Origin of the sequence: Cochlodiniinecator piscidefendens (assembly GCF_011326755.1) — a bacterium.
GTDB lineage: Bacteria > Pseudomonadota > Alphaproteobacteria > Rhodobacterales > Rhodobacteraceae > Cochlodiniinecator > Cochlodiniinecator piscidefendens.
The window spans coordinates 62,077-80,287 of record NZ_JAAOIE010000002.1; the positions used below are offsets into that span (position 1 = coordinate 62,077).

Genomic DNA, 18,211 nt, shown 5'->3' on the forward strand with positions numbered 1-18,211 from the left:
GGAGAACGAAATGCCACTTCAAACACTTCTCATTATCATAGTTGCCGTTATAGCTGCCGGCGCTGTCACTTTTTGGCTTATGGGATCTGTTGCGATGAGCGGTCTTTCCGCTTTGGTCATTCTTACAATGCTGCTGCGCATCATGGGACGCCCCAAAACATGACAGATATCTCAGATCAGGAATTGGCCGAAAATGGGCTCGATCTTAGCACAGCAAAGGGTCGCATATTAGTCTTAGCCTGTGGTGCGCTCGCGCGGGAAATTCTCGCCATTCAAAAGGCGAGCAATCTTAACCACATGGACCTGACCTGTTTGCCTGCAAATTACCACCTCTACCCTGATAAAATCCCAGCCGCAGTTGAAGAGGCCGTCGTAAAACATCAAACAAATTACGATGTAATATTCGTGGCTTATGCCGATTGTGGCACTGGCGGATTACTGCAAAGCAAATGCGACGAACTCGGGGTTAAAATGATCGCAGGGCCGCATTGCTATTCATTTTTTGAAGGCAATGATGTCTTTGCGCAAAAAGCAGATGACGAATTCACCTGTTTTTATTTAACCGATTTTCTCGTGCGCCAATTTGATGCTTTTATCTGGAAACCCATGGGCTTAGATCGCCATCCTGATCTGCGCGATATGTATTTTGGCAACTACACAAAACTGATCTATCAAGCCCAAACAAACGATCCAGCCCTCGACGCCAAAGCCGAAGACTGCGCGGCAAGACTTGGCCTTGCGTATGAACGTCGCTTTACGGGCTACGGTGATCTAGAAACAGTCCTGCGCGCCGAGGCTTAATGCGCCTCTGCGGATACTTTACGAATGCGCTCGACCATTGCACGTACCCCGTTGGAACGCTGCGATGACAGGTGTTCATCAAGCCCCAAGCGGGCAAGTTCAACCGGCGCATCGACCTTCATAACCTCAGATACGGTCAACCCAGCGTATAGGGCATGCAGCACCGCAATCAGGCCGCGCACAATCATTGCATCGCTTTCACCAGAGAACTGAAAAACCGCATCCGGCCCCTGCCCTGAAATTTGCGGCAACAGCCACACTTGGCTCGCGCATCCGTCGACTTTGGTCGCAGGCACCTTAAAGGCGTCATCCAATGGCGCCATCGCTTTGCCCATGTCGATCACATGGCGATATCGATCTTCCCAATCATCCAGAAACTCAAATGTTTCGACAATCTCTTCAAAAGCCTCAAGCGCCATGACATCTTCCTTTCGTGTTGACTTCAGGTAGGACGATGGCCGCAAAAGGTAAACCCCTTTCAAAGCGACTTTTCAAATGTCGCGATTTGGGCTAGTCCAGAAGGAACAGTGCATAAGGACTTAATGAATGAAAACGCCCGTTGCCTCGCTTCTTGTTGCCGCAATGTTTGTCACCAGTTGTGGCACCATCCGTGAATCGCGGCTAAATCCGTTCAACTGGTTTGGACGCAGCCAACAAGAAGAAACCGTCGCGGTTGACGATGCTGCCATTCGTGCGCCTTCGGATCCACGCCCATTGGTTACAAATATCGTGTCACTGCACATCGACCAAACACCGGGCGGCGCAATTATCCGCGCTGTTGGTCTACCACCGACACAGGGGTATTTTGGTGCAGCTTTGGTTCCCGAAAATGATGAACGCCCTGTTGATGGGGTTCTAACCTATAGCTTTCGCATTATCCCACCAGAAGACTTTCAACTGACCTCCACCCAAGTATCGCGCGAAGTCGTCGTCGGCCAGTTCATTTCTGATGCAAGTTTGCAAGGCGTGCGTCAAATCCGCGTCGTTGCCGCCGAAAACGCACGCTCAAGCCGTCGTTAAGCAGATCAATACGTGACCCTACTTTAGGGTCACGACTTTGACACGGCTGCCATGGGCCGCCAGCGCGATTTCTCCGTCACACAAACGCAACGCATCTTCGCCGAACACTTCGCGACGCCAGCCACGCAACGCTGCAACATCGCGTTCGCCAGCTGCAATCGCATCCAGATCAGCCACAGGCGCGACCAATTTCTGTGCAACGCCTACATTTTCAGACTTAGCCTTTAGCAACACGCGCAGCAAATCTGCCAAAGCCGGGTTCACCTGAAGCTTTGCTCGGCTGTCTTCGACCTTAGGAAAGGTGGATGGATCAGCATTCAACCCGGTTTTTACGGCGTTCAAAATACCCTCGGCAATTTCACCGCGCCGGGCTTCGCGCATCAGCAGACGTGAACGACCAAGATCTTTATCTGATTGGGGCTTGGTTGAAGCCATTTCTAAAATGGCATCATCTTTGAACACACGGCTGCGCGGCACATTGCGTGACTGCGCATACCCTTCGCGAAACCGCGCAAGTTCCCGAACGACGGATAGGAATTTACCTGAATTTGTCCGGGTTTTGACCCGCTTCCAAGCATCCTCTGGCGGAATGATATAGGTGGTTGGGGCAGTTAGAACTTCTAACTCTTCTTCCACCCACGCATGGCGACCGGTTTTTTTCAGCTCTTTAGCCAGATATTCGTAAATCACCCGCAAATGGGTAACATCGGCCACTGCATATGTTTTTTGCGCATCCGTCAGTGGACGGCGCGACCAATCCGTAAAACGTGAAGATTTATCAAGTGGCTGCTTTGCAATTTTACGAACCAGCGTTTCATATCCAACCTGTTCGCCAAACCCACAAACCATTGCAGCAACTTGGGTGTCAAACAGCGGGATAGGAAATACATTTCCCTCAATGAAAAAGATTTCCAAATCCTGACGCGCAGCATGGAACACTTTGACCACTTTTTCATTGCGAAACAGATCATAAAGCGGCTCTAGCGAAATGCCGCCGGACAAAGGATCAACCAACACGGCGTCATCTTCGTCATCATCACCAGGCACAGCAAGCTGCACAAGGCAAAGCTTTGAATAATAGGTCTTTTCTCGCAAGAACTCTGTATCAACCGTCACATAAGGAAAGTCCTTTGCGCGCGCGCAATACGCGGCAAGCTCATCAGTCGTTTTAAGAGTTCTCATTATCGTCCCGTCTTTTCCCGGTGTGGTAGCGTCTTTGTTATTGCAAAACCTTCAAGGATGAAAGGGTTAGCGCAAAGTTAGCTGTTCGCGCATTCCATCAATGTAGCGACGTAGCACCTGAGGATACAGCTTATGTTCCATGGGTAAAATTCTGGCGGCCAATTGATCCGCTGTATCCCCATCGTGGATTGGCACGATGGCCTGCCCCAAAATCGGCCCGCCATCCAACTCCCCCGTGACTTCATGCACGGAGCAACCTGCCTCAGTATCCCCGGCATCAATCGCGCGCTGATGTGTATTCAAGCCCTTGTACTTTGGTAACAAAGACGGGTGAATATTTAACATACGGCCCGCCCATTTCTGGGTGAACTCAGGTGTGAGGATACGCATGAAGCCCGCAAGACAGATAAAATCAGGTTCGGCCTGAAGCAACACCTCTTGCAATGTGTTTTCAAATCCGGGGCGATCTTTGGGAAAGTTTCGGTGATCAACTGTCGCCGTGGGAATCCCAAAGGTGTCTGCTTTGGCCAAGCCACCTGCGTCTGGCACATTTGACAGCACCAGACATGTGCGCGCCGGATGATCCTCGACCATATCCTGAACCAGCGACACCATATTGGAGCCGCCGCCAGAAATCAGGATGGCAACGCGTTTGTTCACAAAAGTGCGCCCGTGTAACGCATACCTTCGCCTTCGGTTACAGTGCCAAGGCGATACACAGTTTCGCCTTCCGCCCGAAGCAGTGCTTCGATTGCGTCAACGTCATCCGCGGAAACAGATAGAACCATACCAACACCCGCATTGAAGGTCTTTAGCATTTCAGCTTCGGCCAAACCTGCAGTTTCAGCCAACCAACGGAAAACCGGCGGCAATTCCCATGAACCTAGGTCAATATCGGCGCCCATGCCTTCAGGTAGAACCCGAGGCAGATTTTCGGTCAAACCACCGCCTGTGATGTGGGCAAGCGCATGAACACCCCCTGCCCGTACAGCCGCCAACGTTTGTTTGACATAAAGACGAGTCGGCGCCAGCAACGCATCACCAAGGTTTCCGTCACCAAATGGGCAATCGGCATCCCAGCCAAGGCCAGACATCTCAACCACTTTGCGCACCAATGAATAGCCGTTTGAGTGCACGCCGTCAGAGGCCAAGCCCAGCAAAACATCACCAGCAACCACGCCTTTGGGCAAATCCGCACCACGTTCCATCGCGCCAACAGCAAATCCAGCTAGGTCAAAATCGCCGCCATGATACATGCCCGGCATTTCAGCCGTTTCGCCACCGATCAGCGCACAACCCGAACGTGAACAACCTTCTGCGATCCCCTCAATAATGGTCGTCGCCGCATCGAGTTCGAGCTTCCCAGTTGCGAAATAATCAAGGAAAAACAGCGGCTCCGCCCCTTGACAAACAAGGTCATTTACGCACATCGCCACGAGGTCAATCCCGATGGTATCAAACCGACCTGTGTCGATTGCAATCCGAAGTTTGGTGCCAACCCCATCTGTTGCCCCAACCAAAATTGGGTCATTGTACCCAGCAGCCTTTAGATCAAACATCGCGCCAAATCCGCCCAGACCGGACATAACACCAGAACGCGATGTACGCTTCGCCGCAGGTTTAATGCGTTCAACAAGCGTATTGCCTGCATCAATGTCTACGCCGGCGTCTGCGTAAGTTAGGCCGTTTTTACCAGAAGTCATGGGGGCAGCTCCAGAAGGATTAAACTTTGCCTGCGCCTTAACAAGCTACGCCGCTTTTGTCTATTGTTGCGCGCAAATTAAGGCATTTTCCCAAGGCGCCTTCCACTTCTCATAGGTTGCACAGGTATTTCATTTTTCAAAAACTCGATATTGGCCTCTTGACGCCCCCGTATCTTCTGATACCCATGCGCTCAGGTCGGGCCTGTAGCTCAGTTGGTTAGAGCAGAGCGCTCATAACGCTTTGGTCGTAGGTTCGAGTCCTACCGGGCCTACCAAATACCAATAAAAACAATCACTTAAGGTGAAAGTGGCCAAACAAACCACCCTTGAAACACCATGAACATTCGGGGAATCTTTCCCACTTATTCCGCTTATGGCTTCACTTCGAAACGAGGCTCTTTATTCCCCACTACGAACCGCTCCTATTCCCAGCGCTCGGCCGCCGCTTCTAAATCCCATGAAAAAGTAACGTTCACATCTTTACCACCGCATCGACTACACCGCAGTTTCGCGATGATCTTATTGAGGCAGTAGTCCGCACCATATTTGACGATCAGATCAGCGACTCGCACTCCCTTTGCCGCGCGGGCAGCGCTTGCAGTGAGGGTACAAGATATGGCCGAAATAGGAATGTAAAGGCTTGCAGGCTTCATTCACAAACAAGAACATTCATATCTAGTCAATTTTGAATAGAGATTACTTTCCCTTCAAATCTTTCCTATCCCTTCGATCTACCCACCACTCGCGATCCATTGCGGGCTGCGGGGCGAACAATACTTTATGAACTTGGGCTGCAAATGACACCTACCAGCCCAAATCGGAAGTTGAGATTTAACACCTAGACCGGCAAGCAGACATTCGTTGCGAGACAGAGGTGCCTTCGCATTAAAACGAAAGCTTTCAGTTATTTGAATTCAATCTTCGCCATGCTACTTCTCCTATATGCAGAGGAAAGCGGAAGCGTGCTGCGCTAGTCTTCAAAGGCCACATCGTAGGTATAACACCTGATTTTACATTTTCGTCAAGACTCACGGTGAAATTTGGCCTAGTAGGTAGTGTTCACATTTGGGCAGTTTATGCAGTATCTACTGAAGCCTTCGGCTACGCATATGTTTCAGGGCTACCTCATTGAATGATATCGCAGGCTCCATACCCAAATGGCGCTCAATGAATAGCCGATGGGCTGGGTGGTTGGCCCAAACATATTGATTGGCCTGTCCAACAATTTTTTTATTACAGAACCGCATTGTCTCATTGTCGCTGGCAGAACCTAAAATTGGGTGTGAAACTGCTCCGGCAGGCTGTGCGTATAAGACCGTATCTGGGCTAAGTGGCATGAAAAGTAATCCATCAGGGAAACTTAGTCTATTATTGCAAAAAACAGGCCTGTCAGAAGTGAGTAATGGAAGTTTTGGATGGGGCAACTTCCGGATTGCCCACACAAGATTGCTCAAAAATGGCACAAATTTCTTGCCATCTGAGAATTTCATAAGAGAGCTGTGCTGTATTCCCTTAATTTCATGCGGGGGTAGTTCCTTCATCAGATCCAAAAATGTCGCTGGGTCTTTGAAGTCGCGCACTCCTTTATACCATTCCTCATGTTCTTTAGCCGCCAATTCGCAGTGTTCCCAAAAACTCTCGTCACTTGCTTTCATTTCTTCTGGGGAACGTAACATGAGTATGGCTATGAACTTTGACCAGAGATTGCGCTCCCCAAGAGTCATAGTCAGAGAGCCTGATAACATTTGACCAAGTATTTTGCTCCCTTTGTCATCCAGATTTTTCATGAAACCACTCTCCAATGAGTGGTCTAGAATTGCCGGAACGGCGGTTTCTTTGCTATAAAGATACCTCTCGAACCCTGTAGCTTTCTCGGAGCATTCTTTAAAAACGACCTTTCCTCCGTACACTTTGCGAAACTCTATTAGCTTTCCGTCAGCTTCTGTTCGAGTCCATTTTTTGAGATAGAACGCTGGGATGTAGTGATGATCTTTCGGCTCGTCTTTGTCTGACATTAGAATCCGCCTGTTCTATTGTTGCGCGGTCTACACGCTGGTCCACGGCAGCCAGCTCGCTGTTCTTGTATTCCTGACTACGCTTCGCCCGAAGTCATATATGAATGTTATTGAATTTTGTTACAGTCCAAAAGGTTATTTCTGAACTTAAAGTGGTGGATAGACCTTATGCAATTTGCCCCCGCTGAACGGGCTTTGAAAGAGAGAGCGAAGAATGTCCGTTTTGGGCCGAACGCTCGACTTTGCAAATGTCACTTTCTGCCCAACGCAGTAATTTAGGGCGGCGCGCTGCAATATTCGACCTTACCTCGCAACCCACCCGGCGAAACCTTCTGCGGTTCCGCAATTTTCAACGCCGCCGCGATGATCTCCGAACAAAACCATTCGTCGGCAGCGTGGAAGTTAAATCGAAATAATTGCGACCACAGAATGCCCCAGTAGTCATATTTTTGATCAATTCGGCCGCGGATAAATTCAACGGGCTTTGCTGCATCAATATCGAGATAGACAAAATCCCAGCTTACGGGTTTCAGCGTGATTTCTTTTTCGCGCACGCCGCCGTCACGGCCTGAGGATGAAACACAAAGGTGCGGTTACTCCAGCTCCGCCCTGCCCTCGATCAGCTCAACATGGCTGTATGGGCTGTGCGTAAACAGCCGAATTGCACGATCTTGGACACGCCACCAGAATTTGGGGGCGCGTCCTTTGTAAAAGGCGAGTGTGATCATCCGACTTGACGATCCCGCCATGCGCGGATTGCGGGATTATTGCTCGCTGGCGCATCAGGCACGGCGCTGAGCGCCTCAAACGTCAATTTCGCGCCTCGCCCGTCGTGGCCGCGCCGGGGCTGTCAGCGTCCAATTCTCGTAGGTGTTCGATGTTCTCGATCACTTGGGGAACCTGTGCCATGGTTTGCGCCATCGTTTGTCGCGCGGCTTCGTGTTGGGTTTGCGCACGCGCACCAAAGTAGAATGACACAATCACCCCCATCAGCCACCAAAGCGGCTCGGGTACCAGGGCAAGTCCCTGCATTCGAATGCCAAACCACACCCGGCTAAACATGGCCAATGCAAAGAGGCTCAGGACGCTGAACACCATCAATGGGCGCGGCAAACGGTTTAGCCCATCAATGAAGCGATCAAACCACCCTTTGCGCTCTATCATGAACTCGGCCGCAAACTGACCGATGGCCCCGGTTTGCAGCTCCGCTCCACGTTGCGCACCGGCTTCGGTGTTTTCGCGACCACATTGCGACCGTTGCCAAACAGAAAACCAAACAAATTGCGGATCATGCCCATGCTGAAACCCTTTCTTGAAACTCTGAATTTGAGAGTTCAAACGGCGCTGAGATGAATTCCTCAGCGCGTTTGATCCAGCCGCCCTTGCCGCCATTGCGGGTGCGTGCGTATTTGCGCGATGCGCGGCGACGATCTGCCAGAACAAAGTAATAATCACGCCGGGCAATCCCGTCGGCATCGACCAGCAATGCCCCAGCCTTCGCGAACACACTATGCGCCGCACCAATGCTTTACGGCCCCAACGCGCCATCAACGCTCACATTCTCACCAAAGGCGCGCAGAGTAAACGCCGCTACGAATAATCTGATCTCGACTGAGAACAACGTCGTTCAACTCACAGAAACCATTGATAAAGTCGAGCAGTACACCCGTTTGACCCGCGACATAGTCAACCGATTGGATACGCTCCCCAAACCTCAACTTGCTAATTAACCCTTGCCGGATTGTGGCATCCAAAATGTAAGTACCAGGGGATACCGTGACGCCATCAATAATGGTTTCCTGCGTGTAGACGACGAAGGGCGAGAATGCCCCACCAACACCGCTAATCTGGAATTGATCAGCCACAACCACGAAGCTGGACCAAGGGGTGCCGTCCTCTGAGATTTCACTACTCAGGGCATATCCCGCAATATGGCCGTTTGAGTTGATGTAGAACTGTATCGAAGCACCCAACCCAGCAATCGCCTGAGAGTGCTGGGTCACAGTTGCTGATTGATCGTCCAACGTCGATGACAAGGTGGCAATCTGTGACGCTTGATTGTTGCTTTGCGTCGCAACCAGATTGAGCGCCGAACCAAAGCTCGCCATTGATCCCGCTGTTTCCGCCTGAAACGCGTCGATTTGCACACCGCGCGCCGTGTCTGCATCAGCACTAATCTGGCGCGATTGCTCCGAATAAGCTTGCACATTACCGATCTGCACGCCCAATTCGGTTTTATCCGACGCCCGTGCCGTTCCCTCTGCGTCAATTCCGGCCTGCAACTCAGATCGAGCAGCTGCAAGTCGCTGCGCCTGAAACTCATTTTCCTGCAACCGTGTCAGCGTTGCCCAAATAGACTCTTGCGCAATCCGATCAACTTCATCCCGCAACAGTTCCAGCTCATATACGGACTGCACCACGGTCGGGACGTCGATTGTGCTTAGTGTTTGCTGCACCCCCGTCAGAGACGCTTGCAACCCATCAAGCACCGTGCTTTCGACCTTGGTTGCAATCTCTTGCTGCAAAGCGTCGATGGCCTGAGTAGCGGTCGTAAGCTCTGCCTGCACGCCTTGCACCGATGCCGTGCTGGCTTTCAATTCCAAACTGGCATTGAGCGCGTCAACCGCGAGTGACACTTCATTGATTTGGGTCCATACATCATCAAGCGCTGCGAGTTCTGTTGGCGTCAATTGGGCGGACGCAATGGCCTGATTGACCTGCACCATGGTTGCTTTGAGTTCCAGCAGGCCCTCAGCCGCCGCGATGCGTTGCCCAACAGAAAACATCTGACCATCCAGACGCGCAACGCCCTCTATGGTCACTTGCCCGGTTTCTGGATCGACTTTTATCCCAGCGTCAAACATTCGGGTTTCTGCACCAGATAAGCGCGCTACAACCGCAGCCGACGCCGCCGCCAAGCGATCCATATCAGAGACCGCATTCGCGAGGTGATGCTCTGCATTGGCCGTGCTGTCTTCGAGACTCGCAATCCGCGCCGTTGCCGGCACAAATTCAGTTTCAGTGAAGGTGGCAATTGCAGCTTGCGCGCGCGCAGTTGCATCCGCGCCTATCGCTTCCCACAAACGACCCGACGTGTCCGGATCTTCGACACTCTCATCTGAATAGACAATCGTTTCCGCAACGGGCAATGACAGCACATTTCCAGCGCCCCGCGCGCGCACCTCAATGCGATACGCGCCAAAATCAGAAAGGGCGATGTCGCAACGGTTGCGTTGCGACGTTTCAATCCGCTGGCGCTTGCCAGACGGCAGAACCACCGACACTTGATATTCTGGAACGTCGCTTAGGTCTTCTGCAATCCATTCCACATCTACAACAACACGCGTCGGAGCAATCTTTTCCATCACCCGCACCGACACCAAGCGCGGCGCATTGGGGCGATCATCAGAGGCACCAATGCCGTTGATCACAGGGGTATAAACACCGATCTCACCTTGATCTGCCAAACACCTCAGGGGCCGCAGGAACGCCCTTCAGCGTGGCTTGTAAATCTTCGCTGTGGTGAATGCTGGCAATCAAAAGTTCTAAGGTTTCTTCACCCATACGTTTGATCAAAACGAGATCATCATATTGAACACTATGAACGTCGTCACCGCCGATGATATTCCAAGAAAAACAACGCTGTGTGGTGACTGGCTCAACCAACACCCTAAGTTCTTCCAACCTATCAATGCGCAGGAACAGGCAGTAGGTTCCCGCCTCTACATCAAACGGTTCATCCAGCGTGATCTGCTCATCATTCACCACCCCAACCACGCGCGCAGAGCCAACGCCAACAATCGGAACGTCATGCACAACGCGCACCTTGTCGCCCATGTTGCAGCGCAAATGGTCGAGGTCGGATTTCCACTCAAATTCCTCTGGGCGCAAAATGGCTTGGGCCATGTGATAGCGCGCTAAACGCCACGCATTGCCACCGTCAAATTCTTGGGCGGTGATCACCACACCGGGCAATTCTAAGGTTTCAAATTCGGTGGCATTGTCCGGCCCATAGCCATCAGCATAAACAACCAGCTCATCCTGTTGCCATTCCATCGCCTCAGACATCACACGCACCCGAAACCCATGAATGGGCTTGGGAAACGTTACACGACCAATAAAGCCATAGGTATTGCGCGTGCCAAATTGCTGCACAACCAGCCCCGCCGCCCCATCTCGAATGACGGAATATTTCAAATCGCGAAGCGTGCGACGGGCGCGACCTGTTGCGGCGATCAGGTCAAGCACTTCCGCAACCGTAGTTGCCTGATCAATCACCGTGTCACAGGTCCAATGTGGTTCCTCAGTTGCCCAAGCCAGCAAATCGCCAAGCTGAAGCCGTGCCGCCGCTAAAGGTTTATTGAGCATCGGCCCCATCAACGCGCGCGCATACGCTCAAGATGCATGGCGGGACATCGATCCATCACCCAATACGATGATCTTTGGCCCCGAGATTAGAAAAACTCCACAGAATTGGCAAATTCCCGACCTCTCAATATATCGACTAAAACAAGGGTCACAGCCTACGCTACAAATGTTGGCGTAACTATATATTACGCAAACCCGCAATTTTTTGGAATGTTGTGATCTTTCCAATACCACCTAGTGTTACGGTGCAAGGAGATTTCCATGACCAAAACACTAGCCAAAAAACCTGCAAGAAGCCGTCGCGGTGGGGCATCGTCCCGACGCCAAGAAAGGCTCTTTGGGCCAGTGGTTTATCGCCCGCACGCTACTAGAAACATCCCAACATACGATTTATTGCAAAGCGATGGGATAGAAGCTCTTGATGACTATGCAATGCAAATCCTGGAAACGACTGGAATAGAATTTCGGGACGATGTTTCCGCTGAAATTTGGTCCAAAGCTGGTGCTGAAGTTGAAGGCCACAGAATTCGCATCCCAAGAGAATTGATACGCAAGCTCATTTCAACTGTTCCTTCAGAGTTCACCTATCACGCACGCAACCCTGATAGGACAGTGAAAGTTGGTGGGCGAAATATGATTTTCGGCCCAGCATACGGGACGCCAAATCTGATTGATCTAGAAGGTGTACGCAGACAAGCCACTGTTGAAGACATGCGCATGATCATGAAGATACACCAAGTTAATCCGGCAGTACAATACAACGGCGGATACACATTGGAACCCATGGATTTAGACGTTCCGATACGTCACCTACACATGGTCGAGTCGAGCTTTAATTTAACAGATAAACCCATAATGGGATCACCTCAATCTGACTATCAAGCCCGCGATAGCATCGACATGGCGAAGATTGTATTTGGTGACGAGTTTATGGATCAAAACGTCTGTATGGCCGCGATCTTCAACTGCAATTCACCTCTTGTCTGGGATCAAACACAGCTTGATTCAATGCGGGTTTATGCAGCAAACAATCAAACACTTTACCTTTCGCCTTTTGTTTTGTTTGGGGCGTCAACGCCTGTCCATACCCTTGCCAGTACTGCCCAAATTGTAGCCGAGGCATTGGCGGGTGTCGCATTTACGCAGATCATTCGCCCGGGCTGTCGTGCGGTTATGGGTGTCGCGCCAATGGGGGTTTATATGAAAACGGGTTCACCTGTTTTCGGATCTCCCGAGGTCGCGCTCATGATGTACGCATATGGGCAAATGGCACGATATTACGGCATTCCTTGGCGTACCAACGGGGCAAAAACCGGCGCTAAGCAAGAAGACCTATACGCAGGATATGATTCAATAATGAAGGTCTATCCAGCAATACTCGGCGGGTGCAATGTCCTAACCCATTGCGGCGGTACACTCGAAGGTTCGCTTTGTGTGTCTATGGGCAAATTGGCTGCCGACGGTCAACAACTTCAAAGCTTTTACAAGATGCTCGAAGGGGTCACGACCGATAGCATGAATGCAATGGCACGAGATCTAGCAAAAGTTGGTCCGGGAGGGCATTTCTTTGACGAAGATTATACACGTGAACACCTGCCCTTCCTGGATGAAATTCAAGACAATGAGCGCTACGACTCTTGGGTAGCTACCGGTTCAAAAACCGTAGGGGAGCGTGGCCGCGAATGGTGCAAATCGATGCTGGATCGGTATGAACAAGAACGCCCCACCATAGACATTGCGAAACAAGAAGAACTGCGTGCATTTGTTGTCCGCAGAGAAACCGAAATTGCGGCAGGACAACTTTGATATGGATATTTTGTTTATCTGGGATGGCGGCGATACAGACCGATGGGCCAAAGCGCTTTCCGAAACTTTGGGAGACGTCCGGTTTCATGTATATCCCAATGTTGGCGACAAGACCAAGATCGACTATGCGCTTGTTTGGTTGCCCCCATTGGGCGAACTCAAAACCTACCCGTACCTAAAAGGCATCTTCTCTATCGGGGCCGGTGCATCTCATATTTTGCGCGATCCTGACTTACCCGAAAGTGTCCCGGTTGTACGGTTGGTTGATAACACTTCGGTTCATGACATGTGGCTTTATGCGTGCCATTGGATTTTACACTATCATCGACACTTTGACCTCTATCAAACCCATCAAAGCGCACGCACTTGGGATCGCCAAAAGGTTTTAACACCCGGTCAACGCAAAGTTGGCGTGTTGGGGCTTGGCGCAATTGGGGGCTATATAGCACAAAATGCTGCCAAGATGGGGTTTAACACAATAGGTTGGAGCCGTACACAAAAAGAGATTGATGGCGTAACCTGCATGAACGGCGATGAAGGACTGAACAGCGTCCTCCGTCAGTCGGACATCTTAATCAACATGCTCCCTGCTACCCCACAAACCTGTGGGCTTTTGAATCGCGAAAGATTGGCAATGATGCCCAAAGGCGCGTCACTTATCAACATGGGGCGCGGCGATATTTTGGACAATGCGGCACTGATCGCAGCACTTGATTCAGGGGCGCTAAACGGTGCGACTCTTGATGTGTTCGATGTTGAACCCTTGCCGCAAGACAACGCGTTTTGGTCCCATCCCAAAGTCAAGGTAACTCCGCACGCTGCGGGGCCAACAAACGAAGCAAGTGCGCCGCATCAGATTGCAAGCGATATCCTACGGTTGGAACACGGGAAAATACCATCTCATGCAGTCAATCCGAATGCGGGGTATTGACGTATGACCAATGAAACAGGCGCTCATTTTCTGCTAGAAAACCTCTTAAAATCGGGTGTCGACACCTGCTTTGCCAATCCTGGCACGTCAGAGATGCATCTGACCGCAGCTATGGAAGACTATCCAGATGTGACCAAGGTTCTTTGCCTATTCGAAGGTGGGGCGACCGGTGCCGCTGACGGGTACGCGCGCATGACCCGAAAACCTGCGGCGACCTTATTGCATTTAGGGCCAGGGCTCGCGAACGGGTTGGCCAATTTGCACAACGCCAAGAAAGCCGGTTCTTCTATGATCAACATAGTTGGCGATCATACGACATTTCACAAAAAATATGACGCCCCTTTAAACTCTGACGTTGAAGGCACCGCGCGGCCATATTCTGATTGGGTAAAAACCACACAAGGACCGGGCACCCTAGGAACCGACGCAGCTGAGGCGATAGCTGCTGCCAAATCACATGGCGGCCAAATCGCAACCCTAATTATCCCGGCAGATGTCGCCTGGAGCGAACGTGATGCTGAGCTGGTATATGTCACTCCCACCCAACAGGCCCCTGAAAGCGCCGCGATTGAACAAGCTCTTCAATGGCTACAAAATGGAAAACCTACGGGGATTATATTAGGGCAAGATGCTCTTTTCGGCGAGGGTTTGAAATTGGCGGGCCAAATTGCAGCCGGTTCTGGGGCGACATTGCTTAGTCCCTATGCGTCTGCACGGACTGAACGTGGTTATGATTTGCCTGAAACAACGCGGATCCCCTTCCCCGTTGATGCCGCAGTTGCTACTCTTTCTCGGTTCGAGCAGTTGATTTTAATCGGTGCAGATGAACCTGTGGCCTTTTTCGCTTATCCAGGGAAACCCAGCCGCGTCGCCCCAGAAACAGCAAAACTAATGTCTGTCGCCACGCCGAGAGACGACATTGGGCGCGCGCTCAAACAACTTGCCACTCTTATTGGGCCCGCAAAATCACCCACCCCAGAGTCGCTCAATGTCCCTGTGTCCGCTGGGGCTTTGACGCCTGATTTACTAACGGATGTTGTCGCCGCGTCGGTAACCGAGGGTCTGATCATCGTCGACGAAGGCGTTACCTCTACACGCAGCTTTTTCGGCAAATCCGCTGGATGTCCCCGCCATGATTATCTCGTAAATGTGGGCGGCTCTATCGGCGCTGGTCTTCCGCTGGCACTTGGGGCAGGAATTGCGTGTCCAGATCGTCCCGTTTTATGCCTGAGTGGAGATGGCAGTGCCGCATTTACCTTGCAGGCCTTGTGGAGCATGGCACGCCATAATCTCAATGTGACAACAATCATCTGTGCGAACAACAGTTATGAGATTCTCAAGGGTGAAATGTTTCGCGTTGGGGCTATGACACCAGATGGGCCAAAGAATCCACTTCTTGAGCTTGATGGACCCTGTATGAATTGGGTCTCTTTGGCCGAAGGTTTTGGCGTTTCAGCCCAACGTTGCGAAACGGCAGAAGATCTAACCGCGGTGCTACAAACTAGCCTCGCGTCCCCCGGCCCCTATTTGATCGAAGCCGCACTATGAAGATGACGACGGCAATCCACCTTTCAACCAAACTAAATGCGTTGCTTGGCCCCAAAGGCTGGCTAGATGATCCTGCAGATGTTTCACGATTCTGTTCGGATTGGGCTGGGCGAGAACGGGCCACACCAATCGGTGTGGCTTGTCCTACCACGACACAAGATGTTTCTGCTGTTGTAACGGCCTGCAACGAACATGGAATAGCTATTATTCCTCAGGGCGGGCGTACAGGTTTGGTACTCGGGAACATCCCCCATAGCGAAAACTCTATTATACTTTCCCTGTGTAGAATGAACCGGATTTCTCCTATTACTGCTGGCGATTTTTGTGTCGAAACCGAAGCAGGGGCCCTGCTGGGCGATTTGCACACCACACTAGAAGACACAGAGCTGATGTTCCCTGTGCATTTGGGTTCAGAAGGGAGCGCGCAAATTGGCGGCCTGATTGCCACAAATGCTGGCGGGAACATGGCCTTTCGATTTGGCATGATGCAAGATCAGGTGCTCGGTTTAGAGGTTGTCTTGCCTGATGGTCGGATTTGGGATGGGGTGCGTTCGTTGATCAAAGACAACGCCGGTTTTCATCTGCGTAGGTTGTTTTGCGGTTCCGAAGGGCGGCTTGGTATCATCACCCGTGCGACCCTGCGACTTCATGCGGCACCGCGAAATAGAGCAACTGCATTTTTGGCCTTTTCCGACACTCAAGCGGCGTTGAATTTCAGCACCCATGTAAGATTGAATCTCGGTGAGATCGTTACCGGGATGGAGTTCATCACGGACACTGTGATGGGCATGACGCTCTCTCACATCCCAGAGCTAATTTTCCCTCTCGAAGCCCGTGCGGACACCTACCTCCTTATTGAGTTGTCGTCTGCAGTAGATAGCCTTGATCTCACAGAATTGCTGGAAAATGCGTTTGTGCGTGGCTATGAAGACCAACAGGTTCTTGATGGTGTCATTGCTCAAAATGAAGCCCAACGTGAAGCGCTTTGGCGTTTGCGCGAAGAATTACCCGAAGGGCAAAAGCGGGATGGTGCGCAGCTCAAGCATGATGTTTCGGTTCCTGTAAGCCGAATTGCCGAATTTCTCCAGACCACAGATGCCAAAGCGAAATCTTTAAATCCAAACCTCAGAATCTGTGCCTTTGGGCATATGGGTGACGGGAATATTCACTACAATTATTCTTCGGCCCACGCTGGAAGCACGATTGCTGACGCATCCGCTCTTTCCCGATTGGTTTATGATCAAATTGCTCAATTTGGGGGATCTTTTGCAGCCGAACATGGGCTTGGCCACAAGAAAACAAACTTGGCTGATGACGAACGCTCTACCGTCGAGCGCGATCTCATGCGCTCGCTGCGGCAGGCTTTGAACCCCGAAAATTTAATGAACCCTGATGTGGTCATAAACTAGCCGGGCCAAAGCTGCAGCGTCTTTGATTAAAATTCATCCCTCGCGGCAAAATGCAATTTGGCGCGCTGAAAAGCGATCCCCAGATCAAGAAACGGCCGAGGCGGCAAGCGGCGTGCCTCGGGCAACGAGAGCTGCAAATCAAGCAATTGGCTATCGTGGCCTTCCATCAAATCTGCCAACAAGCGGCCGCTGGCAGTACCTCTGGTCATTGGTGACACATCATTTGTAAGAACAGCAAAAAGCCCGGGCTGAATTTCGCCAAAAATGGACCCATCATTCCACGTGAAAGCCATGATCCCCCCCCAGCTGTGTTCAAAGGGTAAATTTGCCAACTCAGGCCATCGCGCGCGCAACGATTTTCGGTGCAAGTCGGCAATCGGACCTGAAACAGTTTTCCCCGAAACTGGCCCATTGGGGGTATGGTGAAAATAATTTCGCACGAAGAGTCGTTTGTCTTCCGTCAGGCGAATTGTTGCCCCATATTCTGACCCCCCTAAAAGACCAAAGGCCTCCCCCGTTCCCAGTTGTGCCAATTGCGCATTGTTCAGGGGTGCAGTTAGGCTTCCGTAGGTTGCCATCGGCACGATACGCCCTTTACCGATTCCAAAATGACGTAGAAAAACCCCGGCGGCCAGAACAACCCGATCACAATAAATTTCTCCCTCAGGTGTTTTGACCACATATCCCCCACTTGCGATTTTCTCTACTTCAGTCACGGGGCTGTCTTCGAATAATTCGACATTCAAAGGTAAATGTTGGGCACATCCTCGCATTAATGCGGCCGGATTTACGAGTGCATTCCCCGGGGTGTGCAATCCTCGACTATAAAACCGCGTCCCAATCCTGCTTTCCATTTGGTCCGCGTCCAACCAAGTCCGTTCTAGATCAAGTTGTTCAAGTGTTTGCGCTATTTCATCAATGTGTTTTTCGCCATCCGGTCCGGCAGCGCCATAAAAACGCCCGGCTTCGCTCCAATCGCATTGAATTTGAAATTTTTCTACTCGATTTCTAAGATCACTCAACCCTGAGGCCCAAAGTTTCATGTTTCGTTTTAGGATGTCTATCCTCTTGGGTGGCCCATGAGAATGCACATTTAGCATAAAGCCTGCATTTCGCCCCGAAGCGCCAAAACCTGCCCTCTCAGCGTCTATTAGTATCGTTTTATCATCTGGGCACAGCTCGCCTAAGCGAAACGCTGTCGCAATCCCACACACGCCTGCGCCAACAACCACATTGCGCGCAGATTTGCGGCCATTCAATACTTTCGGAGGAGGGCCAGATTGTAGAATATGCCACCATCCGTTACTGTCAGTATGTTTAGGAATTACAGATGGTTGAAGCATGTTATTCGTTCGCTTTCTTGCGCTGCTTTGGAAGTAAAAACTTCCATTATTTGTTTGCAGTTTAGCCTCAAAGTTGCGAGACTAT

17 protein-coding genes and 1 tRNA gene are annotated in these 18,211 nt (G+C 51.2%); 8 read left to right on the forward strand and 10 right to left on the reverse strand.

The genetic code is table 11. The features are described from left to right. Positions 1–10: 10 nt before the first annotated feature. Together G9C99_RS05045 and G9C99_RS05050 are read left to right on the forward strand one after the other, a co-directional pair. On the forward strand, positions 11–163 hold the full coding sequence (locus G9C99_RS05045) for a hypothetical protein (RefSeq protein ID WP_166416378.1): 153 nt from the start codon (positions 11–13) through the stop codon (positions 161–163). Continuing rightward, positions 160–801 carry a DUF1638 domain-containing protein gene (locus tag G9C99_RS05050; RefSeq protein WP_166416379.1) on the forward strand — a complete coding sequence of 214 codons (642 nt, stop codon included), beginning with the start codon at positions 160–162 and terminating at the stop codon, positions 799–801. The genes G9C99_RS05045 and G9C99_RS05050 overlap by 4 nt, the downstream gene beginning before the upstream one ends. On the opposite strand, the gene G9C99_RS05055 is transcribed toward G9C99_RS05050, so the two are convergent. Beyond that, a complete protein-coding gene (locus tag G9C99_RS05055) occupies positions 798–1,220 on the reverse strand; it encodes a SufE family protein (RefSeq protein WP_166416380.1) in 423 nt (140 codons plus the stop codon). The genes G9C99_RS05050 and G9C99_RS05055 overlap by 4 nt on opposite strands. Before the next feature lie 127 nt (positions 1,221–1,347). On the opposite strand from G9C99_RS05055, the gene G9C99_RS05060 reads away from it, so the two are divergent. Beyond that, a complete protein-coding gene (locus G9C99_RS05060) occupies positions 1,348–1,821 on the forward strand; it encodes a hypothetical protein (RefSeq protein WP_231703988.1) in 474 nt (157 codons plus the stop codon). A gap of 18 nt (positions 1,822–1,839) precedes the next feature. Here the strand turns inward: G9C99_RS05060 and rnd are convergent, their stop codons facing one another. The 3 genes from rnd to purM all read right to left on the reverse strand — a co-directional run bounded on the left by rnd (position 1,840) and on the right by purM (position 4,706). Beyond that, positions 1,840–3,003 (reverse strand): ribonuclease D, encoded by a 1,164-nt coding sequence (gene rnd / locus G9C99_RS05065; protein ID WP_166416381.1) that lies wholly within the window; start codon positions 3,001–3,003, stop codon positions 1,840–1,842. A 66-nt stretch (positions 3,004–3,069) separates the two neighbouring features. After that, on the reverse strand, positions 3,070–3,663 hold the full coding sequence (gene purN, locus G9C99_RS05070) for a phosphoribosylglycinamide formyltransferase (protein WP_166416382.1): 594 nt from the start codon (positions 3,661–3,663) through the stop codon (positions 3,070–3,072). After that, positions 3,660–4,706, reverse strand: a complete 1,047-nt coding sequence (gene purM, locus G9C99_RS05075) for a phosphoribosylformylglycinamidine cyclo-ligase (protein WP_166416383.1) — start codon at positions 4,704–4,706, stop codon at positions 3,660–3,662. The genes purN and purM overlap by 4 nt, the downstream gene beginning before the upstream one ends. A 198-nt stretch (positions 4,707–4,904) precedes the next feature. Between purM and G9C99_RS05080 the strand changes: the two genes are divergently transcribed. Next, positions 4,905–4,981: transfer RNA gene (locus G9C99_RS05080), tRNA-Ile, on the forward strand. A gap of 810 nt (positions 4,982–5,791) precedes the next feature. On the opposite strand, the gene G9C99_RS05085 is transcribed toward G9C99_RS05080, so the two are convergent. The 5 genes from G9C99_RS05085 to G9C99_RS05110 all read right to left on the reverse strand — a co-directional run bounded on the left by G9C99_RS05085 (position 5,792) and on the right by G9C99_RS05110 (position 11,089). After that, positions 5,792–6,721 carry a DUF4238 domain-containing protein gene (locus G9C99_RS05085; protein ID WP_166416384.1) on the reverse strand — a complete coding sequence of 310 codons (930 nt, stop codon included), beginning with the start codon at positions 6,719–6,721 and terminating at the stop codon, positions 5,792–5,794. A 275-nt stretch (positions 6,722–6,996) separates the two neighbouring features. Continuing rightward, positions 6,997–7,275: a hypothetical protein gene (locus tag G9C99_RS05090; RefSeq protein ID WP_166416385.1), complete on the reverse strand. Its 279-nt coding sequence runs from the start codon at positions 7,273–7,275 to the stop codon at positions 6,997–6,999. 256 nt (positions 7,276–7,531) lie between these two features. Then, complete coding sequence (locus tag G9C99_RS05095) at positions 7,532–8,269, reverse strand: holin family protein (protein ID WP_456236825.1); 738 nt, start codon at positions 8,267–8,269, stop codon at positions 7,532–7,534. A 14-nt stretch (positions 8,270–8,283) separates the two neighbouring features. Then, on the reverse strand, positions 8,284–10,188 hold the full coding sequence (locus G9C99_RS05105; RefSeq protein WP_166416387.1) for a DUF1983 domain-containing protein: 1,905 nt from the start codon (positions 10,186–10,188) through the stop codon (positions 8,284–8,286). Continuing rightward, positions 10,172–11,089 (reverse strand): phage tail protein, encoded by a 918-nt coding sequence (locus tag G9C99_RS05110; RefSeq protein ID WP_166416388.1) that lies wholly within the window; start codon positions 11,087–11,089, stop codon positions 10,172–10,174. Before G9C99_RS05110 ends, G9C99_RS05105 begins: the two co-directional genes overlap by 17 nt. Before the next feature lie 261 nt (positions 11,090–11,350). Here G9C99_RS05110 and G9C99_RS05115 point away from each other — a divergent pair, with 261 nt between their 5' ends. From G9C99_RS05115 to G9C99_RS05130, 4 genes are read left to right on the forward strand one after another with little or no spacing between them, the layout of a single operon-like run. Further along, positions 11,351–12,895: a trimethylamine methyltransferase family protein gene (locus G9C99_RS05115; RefSeq protein ID WP_166416389.1), complete on the forward strand. Its 1,545-nt coding sequence runs from the start codon at positions 11,351–11,353 to the stop codon at positions 12,893–12,895. 1 nt (position 12,896) lies between these two features. After that, a complete protein-coding gene (locus tag G9C99_RS05120) occupies positions 12,897–13,826 on the forward strand; it encodes a 2-hydroxyacid dehydrogenase (protein ID WP_166416390.1) in 930 nt (309 codons plus the stop codon). 3 nt (positions 13,827–13,829) lie between these two features. Further along, positions 13,830–15,374 (forward strand): acetolactate synthase large subunit, encoded by a 1,545-nt coding sequence (locus tag G9C99_RS05125; protein ID WP_166416391.1) that lies wholly within the window; start codon positions 13,830–13,832, stop codon positions 15,372–15,374. Continuing rightward, a complete protein-coding gene (locus G9C99_RS05130) occupies positions 15,371–16,783 on the forward strand; it encodes an FAD-binding oxidoreductase (protein ID WP_205859827.1) in 1,413 nt (470 codons plus the stop codon). The genes G9C99_RS05125 and G9C99_RS05130 overlap by 4 nt, the downstream gene beginning before the upstream one ends. A gap of 26 nt (positions 16,784–16,809) precedes the next feature. Here G9C99_RS05130 and G9C99_RS05135 read toward each other — a convergent pair whose 3' ends face one another. Beyond that, positions 16,810–18,126, reverse strand: coding sequence for an NAD(P)/FAD-dependent oxidoreductase (locus G9C99_RS05135; protein ID WP_166416392.1), 1,317 nt, complete (start codon positions 18,124–18,126; stop codon positions 16,810–16,812). Positions 18,127–18,211 lie beyond the last annotated feature (85 nt).

What these genes read in the sequence shown, in the direction of transcription:
- rnd (WP_166416381.1), bottom strand. Translation starts at nt 3,003, where the DNA reads ATGAGAACTCTTAAAACGACTGATGAGCTTGCCGCGTATTGCGCGCGC.
- purM (WP_166416383.1), bottom strand. Translation starts at nt 4,706, where the DNA reads ATGACTTCTGGTAAAAACGGCCTAACTTACGCAGACGCCGGCGTAGAC.
- G9C99_RS05120 (WP_166416390.1), top strand. Translation starts at nt 12,897, where the DNA reads ATGGATATTTTGTTTATCTGGGATGGCGGCGATACAGACCGATGGGCC.
- G9C99_RS05110 (WP_166416388.1), bottom strand. Translation starts at nt 11,089, where the DNA reads ATGCTCAATAAACCTTTAGCGGCGGCACGGCTTCAGCTTGGCGATTTG.
- G9C99_RS05115 (WP_166416389.1), top strand. Translation starts at nt 11,351, where the DNA reads ATGACCAAAACACTAGCCAAAAAACCTGCAAGAAGCCGTCGCGGTGGG.
- G9C99_RS05135 (WP_166416392.1), bottom strand. Translation starts at nt 18,126, where the DNA reads ATGCTTCAACCATCTGTAATTCCTAAACATACTGACAGTAACGGATGG.
- G9C99_RS05130 (WP_205859827.1), top strand. Translation starts at nt 15,371, where the DNA reads ATGAAGATGACGACGGCAATCCACCTTTCAACCAAACTAAATGCGTTG.
- G9C99_RS05050 (WP_166416379.1), top strand. Translation starts at nt 160, where the DNA reads ATGACAGATATCTCAGATCAGGAATTGGCCGAAAATGGGCTCGATCTT.
- G9C99_RS05060 (WP_231703988.1), top strand. Translation starts at nt 1,348, where the DNA reads ATGAAAACGCCCGTTGCCTCGCTTCTTGTTGCCGCAATGTTTGTCACC.
- G9C99_RS05045 (WP_166416378.1), top strand. Translation starts at nt 11, where the DNA reads ATGCCACTTCAAACACTTCTCATTATCATAGTTGCCGTTATAGCTGCC.
- G9C99_RS05085 (WP_166416384.1), bottom strand. Translation starts at nt 6,721, where the DNA reads ATGTCAGACAAAGACGAGCCGAAAGATCATCACTACATCCCAGCGTTC.
- G9C99_RS05095 (WP_456236825.1), bottom strand. Translation starts at nt 8,269, where the DNA reads ATGGCGCGTTGGGGCCGTAAAGCATTGGTGCGGCGCATAGTGTGTTCG.
- G9C99_RS05055 (WP_166416380.1), bottom strand. Translation starts at nt 1,220, where the DNA reads ATGGCGCTTGAGGCTTTTGAAGAGATTGTCGAAACATTTGAGTTTCTG.
- G9C99_RS05125 (WP_166416391.1), top strand. Translation starts at nt 13,830, where the DNA reads ATGACCAATGAAACAGGCGCTCATTTTCTGCTAGAAAACCTCTTAAAA.